General features: G+C 59.2%; 12 protein-coding genes, 1 tRNA gene and 3 pseudogenes. 4 read left to right on the top strand and 12 right to left on the bottom strand.

Annotated features, from left to right (window positions below):
- Nucleotides 1-385: 385 nt before the first annotated feature.
- The 3 genes from Q9295_RS15975 to Q9295_RS15965 are packed head-to-tail and all read right to left on the bottom strand — an operon-like array spanning nucleotide 386 to nucleotide 4,902.
- On the bottom strand, nucleotides 386-859 hold the full coding sequence (locus Q9295_RS15975) for a roadblock/LC7 domain-containing protein (protein WP_306681579.1): 474 nt from the start codon (nucleotides 857-859) through the stop codon (nucleotides 386-388).
- Complete coding sequence (locus Q9295_RS15970; RefSeq protein WP_306681578.1) at nucleotides 856-2,823, bottom strand: dynamin family protein; 1,968 nt, start codon at nucleotides 2,821-2,823, stop codon at nucleotides 856-858. Before Q9295_RS15970 ends, Q9295_RS15975 begins: the two co-directional genes overlap by 4 nt.
- A 36-nt stretch (nucleotides 2,824-2,859) precedes the next feature.
- On the bottom strand, nucleotides 2,860-4,902 hold the full coding sequence (locus Q9295_RS15965; protein ID WP_306681577.1) for a dynamin family protein: 2,043 nt from the start codon (nucleotides 4,900-4,902) through the stop codon (nucleotides 2,860-2,862).
- A 780-nt stretch (nucleotides 4,903-5,682) separates the two neighbouring features.
- Between Q9295_RS15965 and Q9295_RS15960 the strand changes: the two genes are divergently transcribed.
- Nucleotides 5,683-6,075, top strand: a complete 393-nt coding sequence (locus Q9295_RS15960; protein WP_306681576.1) for a hypothetical protein — start codon at nucleotides 5,683-5,685, stop codon at nucleotides 6,073-6,075.
- Nucleotides 6,076-6,220: 145 nt separating this feature from the next.
- Here the strand turns inward: Q9295_RS15960 and Q9295_RS15955 are convergent.
- From Q9295_RS15955 to Q9295_RS15935, 5 genes and pseudogenes are all read right to left on the bottom strand, one after another.
- Nucleotides 6,221-6,733, bottom strand: a pseudogene (locus Q9295_RS15955) (DDE-type integrase/transposase/recombinase); the annotation flags it as partial.
- 62 nt (nucleotides 6,734-6,795) lie between these two features.
- On the bottom strand, nucleotides 6,796-7,554 hold the full coding sequence (locus tag Q9295_RS15950; RefSeq protein WP_306681574.1) for an iron ABC transporter ATP-binding protein: 759 nt from the start codon (nucleotides 7,552-7,554) through the stop codon (nucleotides 6,796-6,798).
- Complete coding sequence (locus Q9295_RS15945; RefSeq protein WP_306681573.1) at nucleotides 7,551-8,564, bottom strand: iron chelate uptake ABC transporter family permease subunit; 1,014 nt, start codon at nucleotides 8,562-8,564, stop codon at nucleotides 7,551-7,553. The genes Q9295_RS15950 and Q9295_RS15945 overlap by 4 nt, the downstream gene beginning before the upstream one ends.
- Nucleotides 8,554-9,516 carry an ABC transporter permease gene (locus Q9295_RS15940; RefSeq protein WP_306681572.1) on the bottom strand — a complete coding sequence of 321 codons (963 nt, stop codon included), beginning with the start codon at nucleotides 9,514-9,516 and terminating at the stop codon, nucleotides 8,554-8,556. Before Q9295_RS15940 ends, Q9295_RS15945 begins: the two co-directional genes overlap by 11 nt.
- A 99-nt stretch (nucleotides 9,517-9,615) precedes the next feature.
- Entirely contained in the window at nucleotides 9,616-10,536 is a 921-nt protein-coding gene (locus Q9295_RS15935; RefSeq protein ID WP_306681571.1) for a siderophore ABC transporter substrate-binding protein, read from the bottom strand.
- Nucleotides 10,537-10,828: 292 nt separating this feature from the next.
- Between Q9295_RS15935 and Q9295_RS15930 the strand changes: the two genes are divergently transcribed.
- A complete protein-coding gene (locus Q9295_RS15930; RefSeq protein ID WP_306681570.1) occupies nucleotides 10,829-12,940 on the top strand; it encodes a TonB-dependent receptor domain-containing protein in 2,112 nt (703 codons plus the stop codon).
- A 91-nt stretch (nucleotides 12,941-13,031) separates the two neighbouring features.
- The gene (locus tag Q9295_RS15925) at nucleotides 13,032-14,057 is read left to right on the top strand and encodes a siderophore ABC transporter substrate-binding protein (protein WP_306681569.1); all 1,026 of its coding nucleotides are present in this window, start codon (nucleotides 13,032-13,034) and stop codon (nucleotides 14,055-14,057) included.
- A 445-nt stretch (nucleotides 14,058-14,502) separates the two neighbouring features.
- Here Q9295_RS15925 and Q9295_RS15920 read toward each other — a convergent pair whose 3' ends face one another.
- The 4 genes and pseudogenes from Q9295_RS15920 to Q9295_RS15905 form a co-directional block, all read right to left on the bottom strand.
- On the bottom strand, nucleotides 14,503-15,243 hold the full coding sequence (locus Q9295_RS15920) for a siderophore-interacting protein (protein ID WP_306681568.1): 741 nt from the start codon (nucleotides 15,241-15,243) through the stop codon (nucleotides 14,503-14,505).
- Between the two features lie 679 nt (nucleotides 15,244-15,922).
- Nucleotides 15,923-16,055: pseudogene (locus tag Q9295_RS18020) on the bottom strand (IS6 family transposase); the annotation flags it as partial.
- Nucleotides 16,056-16,146: 91 nt separating this feature from the next.
- Nucleotides 16,147-16,854 (bottom strand): annotated as a pseudogene (locus tag Q9295_RS15910) (IS6 family transposase).
- Between the two features lie 69 nt (nucleotides 16,855-16,923).
- A tRNA-Ser gene (locus Q9295_RS15905) sits at nucleotides 16,924-17,013 on the bottom strand.
- 328 nt (nucleotides 17,014-17,341) lie between these two features.
- On the opposite strand from Q9295_RS15905, the gene Q9295_RS15900 reads away from it, so the two are divergent.
- A complete protein-coding gene (locus Q9295_RS15900) occupies nucleotides 17,342-18,163 on the top strand; it encodes an SPOR domain-containing protein (protein WP_306681567.1) in 822 nt (273 codons plus the stop codon).
- Nucleotides 18,164-18,167 lie beyond the last annotated feature (4 nt).

The raw sequence follows: 18,167 nt of genomic DNA, 5'->3' as shown, positions 1-18,167 counted from the left end.
TCAAAATCGCCGCCGAGTAACAAAAAGCCCGGCCAAGGCCGGGCTCCCCGCCGCGCGGCGCAGGCTGCAAAGCAGACGGTGGCAGAGCCCAGCTTTTGCTGTTCTCAACCCATCACGATGCCGCACTTGTGGAGCAAATACTGCGCGATCTTCGGCGAAAGCGGTAAACAGCGCTAGCACCTGACCGCTGGGCGGATGAGCCACGATCAAGTTGAACGAACCCAGCGCGAATGTTTGGCCGTCAGACGACGCCGGCCAGTCAAGCGGACCGTCTGACAACAAGGGGGTAACTCTGGGACCGCACCGGGTGAATGAACGGTTGGCCCCAGAGAAATCGGGACAGGATCGACTGGTAATCAGTCACCCGCCCCTGGGGAGACCGTCATTACAGAGTAATGTTGCTTTCGACGCTCTTCAATTTGATCCGCGCCAGACCAAGGTTCGACGATTTGCGGTCCAGCGCCAGATAGATGAAGACGGTCGGAGCCGAGGCCAGCGGGCGGATCAGGTGGTACTGCTTGCCAAGGGTGATCAGGATGTCTTCGATCACATCGTTCAGTTTCAAGGCGCTCATTGCGGACAGCTTGGCCTTAACAACTTGCGTATTCAAAGCCGAAGCGGCTTCGAGGTCGATCTTACCACCGCCCTCAGAAGCGAGCATCAGGCCAGTTTCGCTGTCAACAAGGCAGCCACCGATGAAACCCTCAAGCTCATTCAGCGCAGAAATATTCGTGCTCATCGTCTTCTTTCCTTTACGTTTCTTTTGCACCGTGGGTCCTTTCATCGGCGCAAGTTTCTTAAAAACAGTGGTGAACCATTCAGAGTCCCGGATCGCGCTTGAGATCGACAATCCGGTCACAGAATTTCAGAGCTGTCCGCCGAGGCAGACTGCGCGCCCTGCGGCGCGAAAAGATGGGTCAGGAGCTCGTCAATCATAGCGACGATCGGCCTGTCGCCCTCTGGCACCGCATGACGCGCCACGATGTCGCGCCAGATCTGCGTTTCTTTAGGAACGCTCGCCCCATCACCTTCGGTCGCTGCGGGGGGGGCAGCGGGTTGCGCAGGCGCACCAAAATATCCGGCAAGGACACGCTGCAAGGCTGCCTCAATCCCCGGCAATATAGCGTCGGGCTCCGCAGGTTTTGCAGGAACGACTTGAGTTGCGATAGCTGGCTGATCAGGCACTGCATCGGCTTCATCTGCAGCCAAAGGCCCCCGATCAACGGGCAGCTCGCTAGGCTCATCGGAATGATCGGACTGGGCAAGCTGCTGTTGAAAGGCCGCCAAATCGAAGTCATTCGCCGCCGCTTGCGCAATGGGTTCGGGTTCCGGATCCGCCTCGACAAAATTGCCAAGAGAAGCAGGGGTCCCTGCCTCAGCTTCAGGCTCAGAGACCTCAACCTTCAAAGCCTTGCCGTCTTGGATCTGGTTTAGAGCAAGCTCAAGGCCGACACCTTGGGCGTCAGCGGGCTGGACATCCGTTTCAATCGCAGTCTCGAAGACCATCAAGGGCTCAGGCTCTTCTGCAACCATTGCGTGGTCGACGACGCCGCCCTCGACCACGGCCTGCGCATCGGCAGCCTTCTCCGGTTGCGGTGCCACGAGGACCAGCACCGGCGCGCGCGGCGTGAGGTTTTCGCCAGCTTGCACTGTGGTTGGTGCAGGATCTGGCGTCACATCAGCCCCAGTATCAGGCGCAAATTCTGGCCCAAATTCTGGCTCAGAGACCTCTACCGTTGCCTCAAAAGCCATTGTTGCAGCAAGGGCATCGCCATGGGGCAAATCAAATGTGACCGGCTCCTCATCAAGCCCAACGCTTTGCGCCGCTTCAGGGAAGGCCTGAAGCCCCTCGGAGGGTTCGTCTGCTTTGGCGGCATCCGCCTGATAGGCCGTACCGCTTTGCGATACGGGGGCTGCGTCAGTGACCGACCATTGCGCTTCATCGGTCACGCCCGAGGCACTTTCCGTCGCCCCGGACCACATGGCGCTGGTCAGGGCAAGGGGCTCCGGCGCAGCTTCATGTGCGTCCCTGACCAAGCCATCGCCCTGCCCCTGCGCCACCTTGTAGCGGCCCAGCAGATTGTCGCGCTCTGCGCGGATCGCTTGCGTCTGCTCAAAGAGTGCATCGGTCAGCGCGTCGATCCCGCTGGCCTCCCAAAGCTCAACGTCATTGTCGATGAGGCTGCGCTGCGCCATCAGCGCGGAGATCGGAGCGAAGGCGGTGAAAAGCCCCTGCGCCTCATGCTTCACCCGCCGCACCACCCGCTCTAAATCCTGCTCGCTGCGCAGTTTATCGATGCGGGTGATTGCCAGAATGCTGCGGGCACGGATCCGCTCGGGCACGGCAAGCCAAGCAGCCCTCTCGGATTGCCGCCAAGCCTGCGTCGCCGGGGTGCACCAGATCACACATTGCGCATGCCCCAGCATTTCATATGTCAGATCATCGGTCCGGCTGGGATCTGCCAGCCCCGAGAGATCAAGGATTTCGCAGGTCTGCAAGAAGTCCGAGAGCAGGAACAACCGCACATGACGACTGTCTGCCGGCACCTCGTCAAGGCCACCTGCGGGCAAGTTGTGCCGCTGGCCTTGGGCATCGATGTAATACCCCTCATCATCGCCATAGCTGAGCCAAACTGCAGGCGAGGCTGTGGCCGTGGTCCGCACCGGCAACGCGTCTTCGCCCAAGAAAAGGTTCAACAGGGTGGACTTGCCAGAGCTGAACTCCCCCACCACCGCGAGACGCGGCACGGCATGGGCTTGCGCGCTCAGCCGACGAAAGGCTGTCTCGGTGACGACACGGTCTTGATCTTGGTCATAGGGCATGGCGATGCACCTTCGGGTTGTCGGCAATAGGAAAGGTCATACGTCGCGCTGTGATGAGAACCGACGCAGGTCACGGCTCAGCTCTTCAAGCGCCTCTTTGCGGCTGCGCAATGGGTTCACAGCGCCAAAAGTCCCCAACGGAGCACCTCGGGCGATCGCAATTGCGTAGCCCTCTTGTTCATCCAGGAAGCCGCGCAATACGCTTGCCATTTCATCCAGCGATTGCCGCGCCGTGGCGATCAGCTCTTCCGAGATTGAGCTGACCTCGGCCTCGACAAGGCTGTGATACTCACGCGCCAGTCCACGGCTGTTGACATGCGCGGCCAGCCAAGCCTTCCAACGCGTGGTTTGCAGATCGACCACAATGGTGCGGCCAAGCGCCACCGGCGGCGGCGATGCGGGGGCGGCCGGGGGCTGCAGCTGCATATCCGAGGCCGCCTCGCCCAACATTTGGCCAAAGAGGTCCATCATCGCCTGTGCCGTACCGTCGCTGATCTCTTGGAAGAAAGAGCGCAGCTCATTGGCGTAGCGAATATAGGCGGTGCGCAGACGCATCCGCAGTTGCATCGGGTCGCAAATCTCGACCCCTACCCGGCCATTTTCGCGGGCCCGTTCCAGCAGATCCTGCGCCATCCGCTTGACGTAATCGTCGCTGTATTGTCGCACACGCTGGGCAAAATGGTCGAACTGAGCGCCCATATCGCTTTCAAGATAGCTGTCGACGGCGCGACGCAGATTGTCGATCTTGGCGCGGGTGGTCCCTTCGCTCAGCTGCGAGACGGCCGACTCGGCATAGGCCAATTGCCGGGTGCGCAGCGTAGCGATCATGTTGCTCAGCCGCCGCCAGCTTTCCTCGATCAATTGCGCACCCGAGGTGGCAGCGACCGTCTCGCCAATGGCATCCAAAAGGTCAGGAATGCCGCAATGCATCCAAGCCCGTGCCGCGAAGGCCGAGGGGCATTCCTCGGTGCTGGGATCAAACTGCGACAGGCTGTCGAGGGAGCTGTGCGAGTCTTCGGGCAGGCATGAGCGATCACCGCGCAAAGCCGCTTCGGCCCAAAGCGCACTGCCAAAAACGATCGTGCCGATATCCCCCATCCCGCGCGCCTGCAGCACTTGCTCGAGCGATTGGCGGATCTCGGGGATATCCTGCACAGGATCTTGCAACTCGTCGATCCGATTGACGAAAATCAAAACGCGGCGGCTTTCCAGCGCGGTCAAAAGCTGAACAAGCGCCAGATCAACCGTGTTCATCGCCTGCGCAGCTGAAAGAACGACAACGCAAAGCGAGGCGCTGTTCATGCTGCGCAACGTGACCTGCTCGCGCATCAAGAACGGGTCATTAACGCCCGGAGTGTCTTGCAGCGACAGGCCCATCGGATAGCCGCCGACCTCAAGATACAGATCCGCCGAGCGGGTAATATCGGCAAAGCGCCCCTGCGTCGCCTCTTGCTCGCTGCCGCCATATTGGTCGCCAAGGCAGACATAGCGTTCGATCAATTGCTGGCTGAACTCATCATACTTATGACGATTGCCCAGCAGAAGTTCGAAATTCCGCCCCAACCGTTGGCGCGACTTCTGGTACATCTCTTCGATCTGCACGCGGATCTGGGCCAGTTCGTCATCCGCCCGGGCGCGTTTTGCCAGCGACCCCAGCCGCCCGCCTTCGCGGATCAGCCCCTCCCACTCATCTTGATCGAAGAACGCAAATTCCGCCCGTACATTGCGCGGACGCATCGTGTTCAGATGCAGCGTGGTGACAACCGAAGTCCAAGGGTTCACATCCGACGGCAGCAGGCCAGGATGGCCCGCAAGCGCATTCACTAAGGCAGTTTTGCCGGATTTGACTTGACCGACGAAGGTGATCTGAGTGGTGAAGCCCGCCAGCGCTGCATTCAGCTCGGCGAGTTGGTTTTCAAGTCCTTCGGACACCAAACTGCCCAAGCGACCGGAGAGTGCTGCCAGATCATCAAACTGACCCCGCGTCGCTGCCAAGCGAAGTGTGGCCTCTTCGAAACGGCGCTTTGAGCCTGCGCTGTCGATCTGCTGTGACAGCTCTGGGGTTACATAGTCCCGCATCACATCCAGCCCCCGTGCATAAACAAAACATTACGGTCGGAAACCAGAAAACTCGTGACAAGGCATCAAGAAGGTACAACCAGAGACTGAGTGATCCACACCAATCTGGGCACAAACATGGCAAAGACGCGTTGGATATCGGGCAATAAAACATCGCGATTACAAGAGAGTTTCACAGGACAGCTCCAGGCCCCGCCGCAATTTTGCCGCAGACACAAGCCGCCTCTCATGTGTCAAAAGCGGCATCTATCGCATATGATTTATCCGATAAAAGCCGCGCCACCAAAGCGGGCCGGATGAGATCATGCGCCTGCACGCCGCAGGCCTCAGCGCAGGAGGGCTCTGCGCCTCAGCCCACCAACGAACCTGAAGCGCGCCTCGGCAGAAAGCTGAACAAACGATACATATTACCTTGAAATTAACCACACTGGACCGAAGATAGGTGCTCTCCATCCAGCGAGCTCAACCCAAGATCAACCTTGCCTTCTTGCGCCGCCGCTGCCGGTTTGCAGTGATCAGATCAAGGTCGCGCCAAGGCATCTACCAGCAGAAGAATGGCTCCGAACCATCGCTCAAAAGCGACATCAAGCACCAGCCAGCGTGACGCGAACAGACAGCCACCCAAAGACTATAATTACCACCTAAAGTGTTAAAGAACTACACGCAAAATATAATAAAACTAGCCTAATTCTCCGAAAACTTCCGTCAATATTAGAACAAAGTTCAGTCACATTTGTCATTCAATCCATTATGGAAACAATAATAGTGTTGGAGCGCAGCATGACCGAGCAGACCTCGTTCGCAGAGATGGCCCGGACCCGTCGCGCATTTGCAGTCGAAAAGCGCTCTTTGGCGCGCGATGTCACTGATACCGACATGGCCGATCCAGAGCAGGCCCCCGCCCCGATTCCCCGCGCGTCGTCCAACACCGCGATCAGCCCTTTCACCGGGCAAGTCTGTCGCAAATTGCGTGAGCCGCAAGCCGACCTGCGCCGGATATTCCGCGAGGATGACCCCCTGACGGGTTTCACATCAAGCCAAGCACAGCAGGGAGCAACTTCTGCCGCCGCTGCAGGGATCGCTCGGGCAGAGCTCAGCGCGCCCCGCCCGATCCACACCCCGCCGCGCAACCGCGACTTTGCCAGCGCCTTGCTTGAACAAGTGCGCCAGTAGCACGCCGCGCGCCCCGGCTTGGTCATACGAATGTGCCCTCTCCGTCGCCCCTCTCACGGGGAACATCAGGCCCGGAAAATGGGCTGTCAGCCGCATGCGAAACCGTCTCCGATTGCCCTTCCCGTGCCACCGGTTGGGTGGCGAAAAGCCCCCGCCGCTCAGTGAGTGCGGTGGCGCGGGCCAGCTTGTATCGGTGCGGCTCTGAATATGGCGCCCCATTAGAAAGTGGTGTGGACCGAGGCATGGGCGGAAGCGACCTTCTGTCAGGCTCGCTGTCATCGGGACCGCGAGATCGCTCGTTCCCGTCGGCGGAATCGCAAGTGCAAGTTCTCAGCTCGACTGTTGAGCCAGCACCCCAGCTCCCGATCGTCCCCGCGCCCAAAGTCCTTTAGAGCGGCACGATAGGACCTCAATCGATCGGTCACAATCGTCACAGGTCGGCGATGCCTATTCATTGATTTCCTGAGAAATTTCAATGCTGCCTTACGGTCTACTTGGTAACGAAGCTTTCGAGCCCCCTCTCCCTCATGATCAACCGCTCGTACAGCAAATGCTCCACTTTCCGCAGCGACAGTGGAAATCGGATGTAGAACAGCGCCGCCAAGTGAATGATCTCGGGACTGGTTTTGAAATAGCGAAAGGGCGAACGTCTGGTCACCGGGCGGGGCGACGCCCCATACCTTACCCGCTTTAGCTGTTCCTCTGCCCCCGTGAGCCGGCCTATTCGTAGAACAAAGCCAATGGCTTGCCGTCAATCTCGCGCACCTGGATCTCCATATCATAGACTTCACGCAGAACCTCAGACGTGATCACCTCGGCGGGGGGCCCCTGGCGCAGCACGCGACCGTCCCGCATCGCCACAATCTGATCCGAGTAGTAACCGGCAAAGTTAATATCATGCAGAACCAGCACGATGGTCTTGCCCAGCTCAACAGAGACGCGGCGCAAGAGTTTCATCATGCTGGCCGCATGTTTCATGTCGAGGTTGTTGAGCGGCTCATCAAGCAGCAGGTAATCGGTGTCCTGACACAGGACCATCGCGACAAAGGCGCGTTGGCGTTGACCGCCCGACAGCTCATCAAGGAACCGATGCTGCAAGTCATTCAGAGCCATATAGTCCAAGGCCCGCTCGACATGCGCCTTATCTTCCAGCGTCAGGCGGCCCTGGCTATGCGGATAGCGGCCGAAGGCCACCAGATCGCGCACCGACAACCGCGCCGTCATATGGTTGTCTTGCCGCAGGATCGAGAGCCGCCGCGCCAAAACCGAGGCTGGCGTGGTCCACACATCCAGCCCGTCCACTGTCACCGTCCCGGCATCTGCCCTCATCAAACGGCTGATCAGCGCCAGCAGCGTCGATTTCCCTGCCCCATTAGGCCCCACGATCGAGGTGATCCCCCCAGCAGCCAGTGAGACCGAGACATCATTGATCACCGGCGTCTTACCGAATGACTTCATAAGTCCAGTGGCATTGATCATCTGGCCGCTCCGCGGATCACAAGCACGATAAAGACAATTCCGCCTAGGAATTCGATGATGATCGACAGCGCCGTATCGAAGGCGAAGACCCGTTCCAGCAGTGTTTGACCACCAACCAGACAAATCACTGCCAAGAGCACGGCTGCGGGCAGGATATAGCGGTGGCGGCTATTGCCGATCAACCCATGCGCAAGGCTGGCGACCAAGAGACCAAAGAAAGTGATCGGCCCGACCAGCGCGGTGGAAATCGCCACAAGAACCGAGATGATCAGCAGGATCGTGATCACAACGCGGCGATAATTAACCCCAAGATTGATCGCCGTGGCGCGGCCAAGGTTGAGCACATCAAACACATGCCCCATCCGCCACAACAGCAGGACAATGGCCAGAACCACGACCCAAGACAGCTTCAACAGCATGGGATCAATGGTCGAAAAACTGGCAAAAAAGCTGTCCTGCAAGACCTGGAACGCATTGGGATCCAGCATCCGCTGCATGAAATTTGACACGCTGCGGAAGAAAACGCCGCAGATGATGCCGATCAGCACAACCAAATGCAGGCTGCGCTCTTCGCCAAGGAACAGCCATCGGAACAACAGCCCAGAGAAGCCGATCATCAGCACCACCTCCATGCCAAAGCGCAGGAAAGGATCCATCAGCGCAAAGACACCGGTGCCAAGGAAGAACATGATGCCGGTCTGCACCAGCACATAAAGCGCATCAAAACCCATGATTGAGGGGGTGAGAATGCGGTTATTTGTAACGGTCTGAAACAGCACCGTCGAAAGCGCCACCGCACAAGCCACCAGCAGAAGCCCCGCCAGCTTCTGGCCGCGGTATGGCAGCACAAAGCCCCAATTGCCCTTCACACCCAAAGTCATGAAGCAACAAATTGAGACCAGTGCGATCATGCCCAACAGGCCAAGCACCAGCGCCGGGCGCCCAGGCGTCACAAAACGCTGCTCTCCAACGCGCCGACCGGGCAGACGCAGGTTCGCCTCATGCGGCATTTGTGCGCCTCCGCAGCAAAAGCAAGATGAAGAACGCACTGCCAATCACACCAACCACCACCGAAATCGGCACTTCATAAGGGTAGCGCACAACGCGGCCCAGAATATCGCCGGCCAGCACGAAAGCAGCCCCCCCCACCGCGACCCAAGGCACCGCGCGCCGCATATTATCGCCCAAGATCAGGCTGACCACATTCGGCACCACCAACCCCAGGAACGGGATCGACCCCACCGAGACCAGACAGACCGAGGCAATCAGTGACACGATCACCAGCCCGAACAGCATAGTGCGGCGGTAATTGAGCCCCAGATTGGTGGTGAACTCACGCCCCATTCCGGCAACGGTGAAGCGATCGGCGGCAATCCCGGCGGCAATGGTGCAGCCCAGACCAATCCATAGCAGCTCATACCTGCCCCGCAGCACGCCGGAGAAATCGCCCATGCTCCAGCCAAGCAGCATCGGCAACAGATTGAACCGATAGGCAAAGAAACTGGTGATTGCGCCGATCACCCCGGCCAGCATGATGCCCACCAATGGCACCAAAACCACATCGCGCAAGGGCACGAACTTCAAAAGCCGCAGAAACAAAAACATGCCCATCAGCGCGAAGCCCGCGGCCACCAACATTTTGCCCATGATCGGCCAATCCGGCGCGAGCAGAGTGACAACCAAAAACCCCAGCATCGCGGATTCCGTGGTGCCGGTGGTCGAAGGCTCAACAAAGCGGTTGCGGACGATCATCTGCATCACCAGCCCCGCGATGCCCAAAGATGAGCCCGCCAAGATCAGCGCCAGCGTGCGCGGGAGGCGGCTGATCATCAGGATCTGGCTGGCCTGATCATCCGGCAGCCCCCAAAGCAGTGACAGAATATTGGTGTCAGCTGCGCCGATCAGCAAGCTGATCATGGCCAATACAGCCGTCACCAATAGGCCAAGACCAAGAGCGATCACATTGCTTATCCTGTCGCAGTTTCAAGGCTGGCGGTGCCATTCGCGACCGGCTCTAAGGCCGCAGCGGATGGCATAGCGTGCAGGCTTTCTTGAAAGGCATCAGCCCTTCGAGAAAGCCTCAATCACCTGATCCAAAAGCAGGTTCAGGGCATCATACCCATTCATCGTCACATAAGCGGCCGAGGAATCGAGATAGACGATCCGATCGTTCTTCCAGAAGTTGGTCTGATGGATCAGCTCATTGTCCAGCAGCGCCTTAGCGGTGCCTGCGCTGGAGCCAACACCGGCATCACGGTCGATCACGAACAGCCAGTCGGGATTGGTCTTAAGCAGATATTCAAAGGTGATCGCATCGCCGCCATGGTCTCGGTCATCCACATTGTCGAAGACCGAAGGCACTTCCAGCGCATTATAGATCCAGGATACCCGCGATTCCGGCCCATAGATGCCGATCTTGCTGCCGTTGGTGACGATAACAAGGCCGGTGCCCTTGCCCGCAACCGCCGCTTTGGCAACCGCAACCTTGGCGTCGAGCGCGTCGTTCAGTTCGACGGCTTTATCGGCGCGGTCGAAAATCTGTCCCAGAAGCGTGATGTTATGCTTGGTGCCGCCGATCACATCGGCATTGTCGATCGACAGATCAAGCGTCGACAAAAGTGCCGCCAGCGTCGGATAGGATTGGCGCGAGCGGGCCGCCACGATCATCAGATCCGGTGCGGCCGCCATGATGGCTTCCACGTCCGGCTCCTGCAATGAGCCGATCTGCACCATCTCGGGCGTGATCCTATCCTTCAGATAAGGCGGCACGTTTGAGGCAGGCACACCGGCCACCGGCACCCCAAGCGCCATCAAATTATCAAAAGCCGCCCAATCCGATACCATGACGCTTTTAGGCGTCGCGGCGAGCACGGTCTCACCCTGAGCATGGGTCACGGTCAGGGCTTCGGCCAAGGCCGCGCCAGCGAAGGATTGGGTCAGGGACAGCGTCAGTGCCGCTGCAAGAATGTAGGATTTTGCCATTGGGGTCCCCCAGGAGGAAAGGTCTGGATACGGCTGGCGCTGTGGTCTCTGACCGACAAAGCTGACCTCATCTAAGGCCAGAAAGCGGGGAGGTCAATTAAACCTGACTAATTTAGTAAAACTTGATGGCACGATCGTTGAAATTGATTAGAACGGCTTGACCCCAGCCTAGAATCACCACAATTCTCTCTGGGTCTCAGGCTAACGCCGAGAAAAAATAGCCAGCATTTGCAAGCACTTAACCGCCAGCCATGTACTCATGGCTCGTTTTTCATCGGTGAAGGAGACTGCAATGTCATCCCGACGGATATCGCATGCCCGCGCGCATCTCAGCAGCAGCGCTTGGCAGCTTCGGGGCCAGATCCCGGCCCTTTCGCTTGCCTTTACGGCAGGCATTTCCACCTCTGCTCTCGCACAATCCGTGGGAGAGACCGAGTACCTAGGACAGATCGTGATCACCGCTTCGGGCTTTGAACAGCTCCTGAAAGATGCTCCCGCCAGCATCAGCGTGATCAGCGGCGAAGAGTTGCAAAAGGGTGACTTCTCTTCGCTCACGGATGCCCTGAAAGGTGTTCAGGGCGTTGTTGTGACCGGTGTCGCAAATGAGACGGATATTTTCATTCGCGGCCTATCAGGCGCATACACGCTGATTCTCGTCGATGGCAAACGCCAGAGCACCCGTGACGCCCGCACCAACGGCAATGCCGGTTTTGAGCAAAGCTTCGTGCCGCCGGTCTCGGCGATTGAGCGCATTGAAGTCGTGCGCGGACCGATGTCCTCGCTTTATGGCTCGGATGCCATGGGCGGCGTGGTGAACATCATCACCAAGAAGGTGGGCGATGTCTGGGGCGGCGAAGTCACCGTCGATGCTACTGTCAATCCGGGCGACGATTACGGCGACAAACAGCAGCTGTCCTTCTACCTGAACGGCCCGATCGTGACCGATCGTCTGGGCCTGCAGATCTGGGGCCGCGCCATGCAACGTGACGCCGCGACGGTTGTCGGCGGCATGAACGGTTCAGATGAGCGCGATCTGAACGTCCGCCTGAGCTGGACTCCGGATGACAATCAAGACGTGATGTTTGAGGCTGGCCGCACCAATCTGAAGAATGAACCCCTCGCCGGCTCCAGCTATAGCGACAACAGCCGTGATCACCTCTCATTGACCCATATCGGGCGTTGGGCAATCGGCACGTCGGAAGTATCGCTGTCGAAGGAATGGGCCGAGCGTACCGGCTTCACCCAGAACCCGACCGGCTGGGCCGAGGGCGCCCGTTCACCCGAGATCGCCAACACCGTGCTCGATGCCAAGCTCAACACCCAATTGGGTGCCCAAACACAACATAACCTGACCTTCGGCGGTCAGGTTATCCGCGCCGATCTGACCGACCAAAACCCCGGCATGCTCACCGGGCTGGATGAGAAGTTCCGGGCAGATCAATGGGCCTTGTTCGTCGAGGATGAGTGGCAGTTGACCGACAGCTTTGCTTTGACCGGCGGCCTGCGCTTCAACGACCATTCCGAATACGATGGCCACTTCACCCCGCGCCTTTACGGCGTCTGGACTGCAAGTGATGCGTTGACCATCAAAGGTGGTGTCTCGACGGGCTTCCGCGCGCCGGATATCCGCTCAATCGCACCCGGCTATGCCTATACCACCGGCGGCGGCAACTGCCGCACCACACAGACCTGCGGCGTCATCATCGCCGACCCAAATCTGTCGCCCGAGACCACCACCAGCTACGAGTTGGCCATGGTCTATGATAAGGGTCCGATGCAATTCGGCGCGACGATCTTCCAGACCAACTTCAAGGACAAGATCGAGAATTACCGTCTTTACGACGACGCTGGCAATCCGGTGCCGTGGCTGGAAGGTCCGCAATATACCGCGGCCGACGGCAGCCTGCAGTATTACGACACCTTCTACAATCGCAACGTCCAATCCGCCAGGATCCGCGGCCTAGAGCTGACCTTCGATTGGACGATTGTGGATGATCTGCAAATGCGCGCCAATTACACCTATACCGACTCTAAGCAAAAGACCGGCGAGTACGCAGGCTTCCCGCTGACACGCACGCCCGAGCATATGGCAAGCCTACGTTTTGATTGGGATACTCCGCTTGAAGGTCTGAGCGCCTGGGCTTCGGGGAATTACCACGGCAGTGAAATTGCCGCCGGTTTGCGCCTTGGCAGCAATGGCACTCCGGTCACCATCGGCGATGCCACGGGTCGCAAATATGCGGGCTATACCACGGTGGATCTGGGCGCTGACTATGCGATCAACGACAGCGTCAATATAAGCTTCGCGGTCTATAACGCCTTAGACCATGAGGTGAACAACATCGACAGCAACACCGTTGTCGAAGGCCGTCGCGCCTGGTTGAGCCTAACCAAACGGTTCTGATGACGACAATTGCGCGCGCTTGCCCCTTTCGCGCGCGCGCTTTCCGGGCGCATCCGTGCCCCTCCCCTGTCTTTGCTGCAAGGATATGATGATGATTTTGACTGTTCCCGCGCATCGTCGCGCATTGCTTCGCGCCTTTGGTGCTGCTGCGTTCATCTCCGCCGCTTTCCTGCCGGGTCTAGCCAGCGCTGAAGTTGTGGTCGTTAAACATGCCAAGGGAGAGCTTTCGATTGAAAGCCCACCCAAGAAGGTCGCCGTTTTCGATCTGGCCGCTTTGGATATCATCGACGCGCTTGGCGTTGATGCGGTGGCCGGTCTGCCGCGTGGTGAAGATGGCGCGGCGAATGTGCCGGGCTATCTCAGCGCCTATAATGACCCCAAATTTATCGGTGTCGGCACCTTGTTTGAGCCTGATCTGGCCGCATTGAAGGCACTCGCGCCCGATCTGATTATCATCTCGGGGCGGTCCGCGTCGAAATATGATGCTGTGAAGGACATTGCCCCGACCCTTGACCTCTCGCCAGCAGGCGGCGGTCTGGTCGCAGATACCATCGCCAACACGCTGACTCTGGGCCAGGTCTTTGGGGCAGAAGATGCCGCAGCGGCCAAGATCGCCGAGTTGACCACCGCAGTTGCCACCATGCAAGCTGCCGTCAAAGACGACGATACGGCATTGGTTTTATTCGCCGTTGCCAAGACCAGCATGGCCCATGCCCCTGGCCAACGCTTCGGCACTTTGTACGATTACCTCGGCATGGGTTCGGTGATGGATCCGATTGATCCCAACGCCACAGCGGCCCCCCGTCCCGAGCCGGGCTCGCCCGAGGCAGAAGCCGCGCGCCAGCGTCAACTCGAAGCCCGCGACGCCGCTTTGGCGGCTGAGCCTGATTGGATCATCACCCTCGACCGCGCCGCAATCTCGAGCCCTCAGCCGAGTGATGTGCAAGACCGTCTGAGCAAAGATCCCGCTATTGCCGTGACCAAGGCCTGGCAGGCCGGTAAGGTGATCCATCTTGACCCGCGCGGCTGGTATCTGGTCGGCACTGGGATCCAGAACCTGACCCTGACCGCCCAAGCGATCACCGCCCAGCTCTCGGCAGAGGCTGCCGATCAGTAAGCCTCCCACCGCATGAGCAAGACCAAGGCGGGGCGCGCATATTAGCGGCTCCGCCTTTTGCATGCCCGCCGCCGCCCCCGGACCGGCAGGACCTTCCCGGCCGTCCCGCAACACTCGCGCGATTGTCCGCCCTGCCCTTTGTTCTCTAACAAAGCGAAAGAGCGCAGCCAGGGGCTCGTTATCGGCTCTACAAATGCCATTTGTTGTTCACAAATGGTTAAGCAAGCTGGCAAAATCGGCTCACCCGAAGGCCGCTATCTGACGGTTTACGGTGACAGTCGTCCTGCGCGATCAGGCCGCCCAAATCCCCAGTGACACCTGCCGCCCCTGTACGTTGTCGCCCCGCCCTTTCAAACAGAGGGCGGGGTGATAAAAATTGCATCGTCTAGAATGTCGAACGCTTGGTACAGGCGTCAAAGCAATTGACCTTCGATCCTGTGATACCTCAGTCGAACGACTTAACGCTGGCATCGGCTTCGCCCCTGACCCAGTAACCTGCGGCTTTTATCCAGGCGTGCGGATGGGCGCGCTCATTCTGGAAATGGTCGCGCAGCGCGCGCGCAACGGCCGCCTCTGCCGCGATCCACACAAAGCCTTTGCCGCGCGGCAGCGTCAACGCGGCCACCGCCGCGAGCGCATCCTCTGGCCGGGTCGGGTCCTCGCGGTGATGCCAATAGGCCTGATGGTCGGACCGGCTCTCCCAGAGCTGTTCTTCAGCGGCATTCCTTACAAGGCCCAAAGTGATCACTGACGCGCCTTCGGGCATTTCCTCCACCCAGCGGCCCATGGCAGGAAGGGCGGTCTCGTCTCCGATCAAAAGCCACCAGTCGAACGTTGCTGTCACCACTGCCGATCCGCGCGGACCACCAATCGTCAAACGGTCGCCTGGCTCAGCAGTCACCGCCCAATGGGTCGCAGGCCCCGCATCATGCACGGCGAAATCCAGTGTCAGCGTGCAGGCTTCGGGATCAAAGGCCCGAGGCGTGTAGTCCCGCATCTGTGGCTTTTCGGCGCCGGTCTCAAAGAACAGCTTGATATGGTCATCTGGGGCAAGACTGGTGAAATCGGCCAGATCATCGCCTTCGAGTACAAGACGGATCATACTGGGCGTGATCCATGTCTTCTCTCGCAAGGTGAGGGTGCGGCGGCGGATATCAAACCGATGACGCGTGATGATGGGCTCCATAGCGTTGGTCCTATTTCCTTAAGTTCCGACTTTTATTGAAGTTCAGTCACCGGGCTGTATCCTTCGCCCGTCCTTCGCAGCCGTGCTCACATTGTGACTATTCACCGCCGCCGAACGCAGCAGTCCCCCGACCGCGGCGATGAGATTGGGTTGAGGCTCATTTGGCCTCAACAGCTCGGACATGGCAGATTTGATCGCATACATTCCGGCATGAATCGGATCATGCTCCTCTTCCTGCTTTGTCCAGTCACGGGCAAAAGCTCTTCTGCCGCAGCACGATCTACCAGCACGAACGCGCTGCCCGCATCCGCGACAGAGAATGAGCGCCGGCCAATATCCTAGACCGGGGCAATATAACCCAGCTCCTCAAGCCATGAAAGGTACGGATAAATCCCCCTTGGGCTCTGGATGGAGCGGCCGCCCGATTTTGCGCCGATCGCACGGATCAACTCGTCATCATGACTGGGTAGCTCTTCAATCAAAGCGAGCAGATAAAGCCGCAAATCGCCATAATCCGGCGGACCCCTGCCCCGTCAGTGCCGGCCACGAGGCCCCTTTTTTTCATCGTGATGATTAGGTCTCATCCAGCATGATCTAAATTTTGATGTATCTCAAAACGAGCGATTGCCAATCTTTCTCATCTGCTCAAATTCGGCCTAAGCGGCGTGTTTCAGACGGTCTATTCAAGGGCGTATCCGGCCCACAGGTGTTGGGCATCGGATCTGGCGTGGCGAAAGGAGGCGGAGAGGCGATAGCGGCGAGGACCAGAAGATCGCGTTTATCGAATTATGCACAGCGAGGAAGTTCTGTGCCTACCGTAGTGACCAGAAGGTCCCCATCTGCATCTCGGAAGCTGTCAGGCGCATTCGAAACAGTCTCCGATTGTCCGACCCATCCCGCCGGTTAGGCCACGAGAAGGCCGCGCCACTCGGCAAGAGCGGCGGCGCGGCAGTGCTTGCAATGTTCACGGTTCTGAAGATGACGCTCGGTTGGAAGTGGTTACGGATCGAGGCATGGACTGCCGCGAATTTCTGTAAAATCCGCATGCGCTTGAACCGCGACATCACCCGCTCTCATCGGCGGAATGGCTGGTGGGAGCTCTCAGCTTGGTTGTTGAGCCAGCGCCCCATCTCACGGTCATCTCCACGCCCCATACCCTTTAGGGCCACGCCGTCGAATCTCAGGCGGTCAGTGACGATCACCGCGGGTCGCCCATGCCGTTTCATTAATTTCCCAAGGAATTTCAATGCTGCTTTGCGGTCGCGAGTATTGGTGACAAGAGTTTCTAGCACCTCGCATTCGCGACCATCCGCCCTCCAACGGTCGTGCGTGGCGCCGTTGATTTTTACGGAAACCTCATCCAGGTGCCACCGTCACTGCCGGTGGGTCCGCATTGTTTCAACCCGCCTGCCCCGTATCTCCATTGCATACATCGGCCCAAACTTTTTTCCACCAGAACCGCACAGTTTCGTGGCTGACCTCGACCCCACATTCGTGCAGCAGATCTTCCACATTCCGCAGCGACAGCGGAAATCGAATTTACAGCATTACCGCCAGGCGGATGATCGCAGAACTGATCTTGAAGTCGCAAAACGGAGAATATCTGGTCATCGGGCAAAGCTACGCTAGCGCCCTGCCCCGCTCAAGCGGTTCCCCTGACAACACCGTGCGTGGGGTAGATGGCGGAGGAGGTGGGATTCGAACCCACGGTGGGCTTTCACCCACGACGGTTTTCAAGACCGGTGCGTTAAACCACTCCGCCACTCCTCCGTTACGCAGGGCTTACGCAGCCCGGAGTGATTCTGAAAGGGGCGGCTTGTCAGGAATTCAGCGCAACGTGATGGTCTGCGCCGCGCTCTCCCCTTCCCAGCAGAGACCGAGGGCGATATGATGACGCACGAAGCGCCCCGGAACCGCCCGGAACGGCGTCAATCAGTGCGGCAAACAAGACCGCGCGAATGAGAGGGCATCTATGGCACGGGCATCCATTACGGCGCGGCTCCTTGCACCAGTTTCAGGTGCATCACAGGCATCTGCGCAGCGGGCAACCATTATTTCACCCGAAACGACTTCGGCATCCGCTGTCCGGGCGCTGCTTGTGGCCTCGGCCGCGGCATTGGCTTTGGCCGGTTGTGTCGGGGGTGGCTCTGGCGACAAGACGAGCCCAGCCCCTGCCAAGACGCAGAAATCCACTCGGTTGGTTGAGCGTGATGTGGAAGCCCCAGATGTCTTCCAGATGACCGATGACGCACTTTGGGACGGCCGCCCCAGCTTGGGCGGCGTCTGGGTTGCCTCGTCCAACGCCAAAGACCCCGAGCGCGTGATCATGCGCAACCCTGCCAATGGCAAGTTCGTCATCGGCGCCCTCTTCCGGCGCGAGCGTGAGAACCCCGGCCCGCGCCTGCAGATCTCTTCGGATGCGGCAGCGGCCTTGGGCATGCTTGCCGGTGCGCCCGCCAAAATCTCGGTCACCGCACTGCGCCGCGAGGAAGCGCCGCCGGAAACCCCGAAGACGCCCATTCTCGACAGCGCTGAAACCGTGGCCGGTGCCGCCGCGCCAACGGCCGGAGCGATCACCGCCGGCGGGGTTGAGACCAAACCTTTGGCCGCGCCAGCCCCCGCAGCTTCCGGTCAGAAGGCCGCCGCCACTGCCGCAGTGGCCGGTGCCGCCATTGATGCCGCAGCCCCGAAAGCCGCCCCCGCGGCAGCCACGGGTCGCGCGATCCAGATCGGCATTTTCTCGGTCGAGGCCAATGCCAAACGCGCGGTTGACGCTTTGAGCAAAGCCGGTGTGCCCGCCTCTATCCGCAATGAGTCTGCCAACGGCAAAAGCTATTGGTCGGTCGTTGCGCGCGGCAATGCCGAGACGTTGAAAAAGGTAAAATCGGCCGGCTTCGCCGATGCCTATATGTTGAAGTGAAAGG

This window comes from Pseudogemmobacter lacusdianii (genome assembly GCF_030848395.1).
GTDB classification, from domain to species: Bacteria; Pseudomonadota; Alphaproteobacteria; order Rhodobacterales; family Rhodobacteraceae; genus Pseudogemmobacter; species Pseudogemmobacter lacusdianii.
The sequence above is the reverse complement of the archived record's forward strand: the minus strand, read 5'-3'. Positions and strand labels throughout refer to the sequence as shown.

Coding starts and splice junctions, on each gene's coding strand:
- Q9295_RS15970 (WP_306681578.1), bottom strand. CDS start 2,823: ATGCCCTATGACCAAGATCAAGACCGTGTCGTCACCGAGACAGCCTTT.
- Q9295_RS15965 (WP_306681577.1), bottom strand. CDS start 4,902: ATGCGGGACTATGTAACCCCAGAGCTGTCACAGCAGATCGACAGCGCA.
- Q9295_RS15960 (WP_306681576.1), top strand. CDS start 5,683: ATGACCGAGCAGACCTCGTTCGCAGAGATGGCCCGGACCCGTCGCGCA.
- Q9295_RS15950 (WP_306681574.1), bottom strand. CDS start 7,554: ATGATCAATGCCACTGGACTTATGAAGTCATTCGGTAAGACGCCGGTG.
- Q9295_RS15945 (WP_306681573.1), bottom strand. CDS start 8,564: ATGCCGCATGAGGCGAACCTGCGTCTGCCCGGTCGGCGCGTTGGAGAG.
- Q9295_RS15935 (WP_306681571.1), bottom strand. CDS start 10,536: ATGGCAAAATCCTACATTCTTGCAGCGGCACTGACGCTGTCCCTGACC.
- Q9295_RS15930 (WP_306681570.1), top strand. CDS start 10,829: ATGTCATCCCGACGGATATCGCATGCCCGCGCGCATCTCAGCAGCAGC.
- Q9295_RS15925 (WP_306681569.1), top strand. CDS start 13,032: ATGATTTTGACTGTTCCCGCGCATCGTCGCGCATTGCTTCGCGCCTTT.
- Q9295_RS15920 (WP_306681568.1), bottom strand. CDS start 15,243: ATGGAGCCCATCATCACGCGTCATCGGTTTGATATCCGCCGCCGCACC.